The organism is Streptomyces sp. MMG1121, from assembly GCF_001280015.1.
In the GTDB taxonomy this organism is placed as follows: domain Bacteria; phylum Actinomycetota; class Actinomycetes; order Streptomycetales; family Streptomycetaceae; genus Streptomyces.
Window position 1 is genome coordinate 1 of record NZ_LGDV01000019.1, and the last position, 2,446, is coordinate 2,446.

3 protein-coding genes and 1 pseudogene are annotated in these 2,446 nt (G+C 68.6%); 1 reads left to right on the plus strand and 3 read right to left on the minus strand.

All coding sequences use genetic code 11. The features are described 5' to 3' along the window. Positions 1-571, plus strand: a 571-nt coding sequence (locus tag ADK64_RS03940; RefSeq protein ID WP_324614359.1) for a transposase, incomplete at its 5' end; no start/stop codon positions are given. Here ADK64_RS03940 and ADK64_RS03945 read toward each other — a convergent pair. The 3 genes and pseudogenes from ADK64_RS03945 to ADK64_RS44710 form a co-directional block, all read right to left on the minus strand. Continuing rightward, positions 508-1,521 (minus strand): recombinase family protein, encoded by a 1,014-nt coding sequence (locus tag ADK64_RS03945; protein ID WP_234384452.1) that lies wholly within the window; start codon positions 1,519-1,521, stop codon positions 508-510. The two genes, ADK64_RS03940 and ADK64_RS03945, sit on opposite strands and share 64 nt — an antisense overlap. Positions 1,522-1,787: 266 nt before the next feature. After that, complete coding sequence (locus tag ADK64_RS03950; RefSeq protein WP_053654819.1) at positions 1,788-2,231, minus strand: DUF2267 domain-containing protein; 444 nt, start codon at positions 2,229-2,231, stop codon at positions 1,788-1,790. 53 nt (positions 2,232-2,284) lie between these two features. Then, positions 2,285-2,446 (minus strand): annotated as a pseudogene (locus ADK64_RS44710) (DUF2267 domain-containing protein); the annotation flags it as partial.

Below are 2,446 nucleotides of genomic sequence, written 5' to 3' on the forward strand. Positions count from 1 at the left end.
GTTCCGACACTTGCCGAACGGCGCTTCGCTACGACCGCCGAGGTACTCGCATCCGTCACAGAAGACAGCGAAACACCATGTTGAATCCTTACGGCTTCATTTCCTGCGCAATGTCTTCAGCGTGATCGACCGGGATTCCGGTGAAATGGTTGCCGCGACGATCCGCACGATCTTCCCCCAGCCCACCGCCGGCCTCGTGCGCACTCAGCTGGACACCGTCGCCGACATGCTCGGCGCCCAGTTCCCGAAGGTCAAAGCGATGCTGTTGGAGGCGAAGGAGGATCTGACCGCGTTCGCGGACTTGCCGCCCAGGCACTGGAAGAAGATCCAGTCCACGAACCCGCTGGAACGGGTGAACCGGGGGACCAAGCGCAGGATCGACGTCGTCCAGGTCTTCCCCAACGACGACGCGCTGGTCTGCCTGGTCACCGCCGTGCTCTTGGAGATGCACGACGAATGGATCGCCTTCCCCCGCCGCTACCTCCCCGAAGGCAGCATGGGTGAGATCTACCGCGAACTCCCCGAAAGCGCCCCCGCACTACCCAACACCCCGAACGCGCCTGCCAGTTGATTCCCAACACCACGACGAGGGACACGACCGACCGCTTCGGGGTACGCCTCGCGCTTGGCGTGCTCGGCGAGTGCCCGGTAGACGCTGGCGACAGACGGGCTGCGGCCCTTGCGCTTGCCGGTCGGGATGATCAGGTCGGGCTGGATCTGCTCGACGGACTCGCCGTTCGCCCACCGTCGGAGCACGGTGTGCAGCATGTCGTCGGTGATGACTGGCGCCCGGCCGCCGTGCTTGCCCTTGCAGGCCGCGGTGTCGAGCCCCTCCAGCGTCGACTCGCGGATGTTCTCCCGCTCGGTCTCCGCCATCGCCGCGAAGAACGCGAACAGCAGCGGCGCCGCGCCGGTGGGGTCGTAGATGCCGGGCAGAGGCCCCGAGAGCATCTCCAGGACCAGGCCGTGGGCGGTGAGGTGATCGGCAAGCGCGGTGAGCTCGGCGGCGTCGCGGCCGAGGCGCTTCATCTCGTACACGGTGAAGATGACCCGGCAGTGCGGGGTGTGCGCCTTGATCTCCCGCGCCGTGCGCAGCGCCGCCTCGAACTGCGGGCGGACCCGCACCCGGGTGCTGATCTTCTCGCTGAAGATCTCGTCCCTCGGGATGCCGTGCTTGCTGAGCGCGTCGGGCTGGGAGTCGAGTTCCTGGCCGAGGGTCGAGCACCTCGCGTATCCGATGCGGATGTCCGCGCTCGGCAGGTCCGGGTCGATCGGCGCCGGCGGCGGGGTGCCCGGCCGCCACGGCCGACCCGGGCCACGGCCGGCCGGGGTCGGCACCCGCAGTGCCTTCTTCAGCCGGGGCACCATGGTGAAGCGGCGGGTGTGGTAGGCGGAGGCGACCGCCCCGCCGCGCGAGCGGCACGGGTAACCGGGCTGGGCGTCACACTTCGGACAGGCGTACTTTTCGACGCCGTCGGCGTCCGACCGGTCGGTCGGAGAGGGCTGCTGAGGGTCCGTCATGGGCCCGGAATTTTCGTACAATGCAAGTGTCAGAAGGGGGTCCGCCCCGCTTTTGAGTGAGAACGGGTTCTGAGAGCGAATCCGGGAGCGGCGCGGGTTTCGCGGGCTGTGATCGATGTTGCTCGTGCAAAGGGCCGTTTATGAGAAACACCGCGCGAGACGGTCATCATGCACAGCGAAGGCGGAAGTCCCCGATCGCGCGGATCGGGGACTTCGCCAAGGGCCGCCGGAGGGATCCTGTTGCGGCCCCGGGGTGCCGGTGCCGTTTACGCGGCGGAGGTGAGTTCGGCGCGGCCGAACAACAGCGCGTGGCCGGTGGGGAGCTGGTGGAGGATGCGGCTGATGAGGTCAGGGCCGGCGTGGGCGGCGACGGCCGCGAAGACGGAGCCGGTGTCCCAGCGGGTGGTGGCCAGGGAGGTGCCGGAGCGGGCGGCGAGGTCCTTGACGAAGGCCCAGCCGGTCAGCGGCTGGGTGTCGGGGATCTGTGCGGTCAGGACACGTGCGGCTTCCAGGGGCAGGCAGGCGGCAAGGTCGACGCGTTCGTCGCCGGTCAGCTGGCGTCCCAGCCCCGCGAGAACCAGGCGGACGGCTTCCTCGGCTCTTTCGCGGGTGGGGTAGGCGCCTTCGTAGCGGACCTTCTCCAGCATCTGCTCATACGCCGTCGAGTACGGCTGCTGGTGCTCAACCGGTACGCGCACGTCGGTGATCACTGCAGTTCATGCCTTTCGTAGAGCGGTGCGGGTGTGTGGCACCGAGGTAGGGGTCAGGTGGGCTGGGGGCGGCCGAAGAGGAGGTCGTAGCCGGCGGGGAGCTGGAGCAGGATCTGCCCTAGCAGGTCCTCGCCGGCCGTGTCGGCGACCGTGGACAGCACGGCGCTGACGTCCCAGGTCGCGGTCTGCTCGGTGGCGCCCTCGATCCAGGCTGC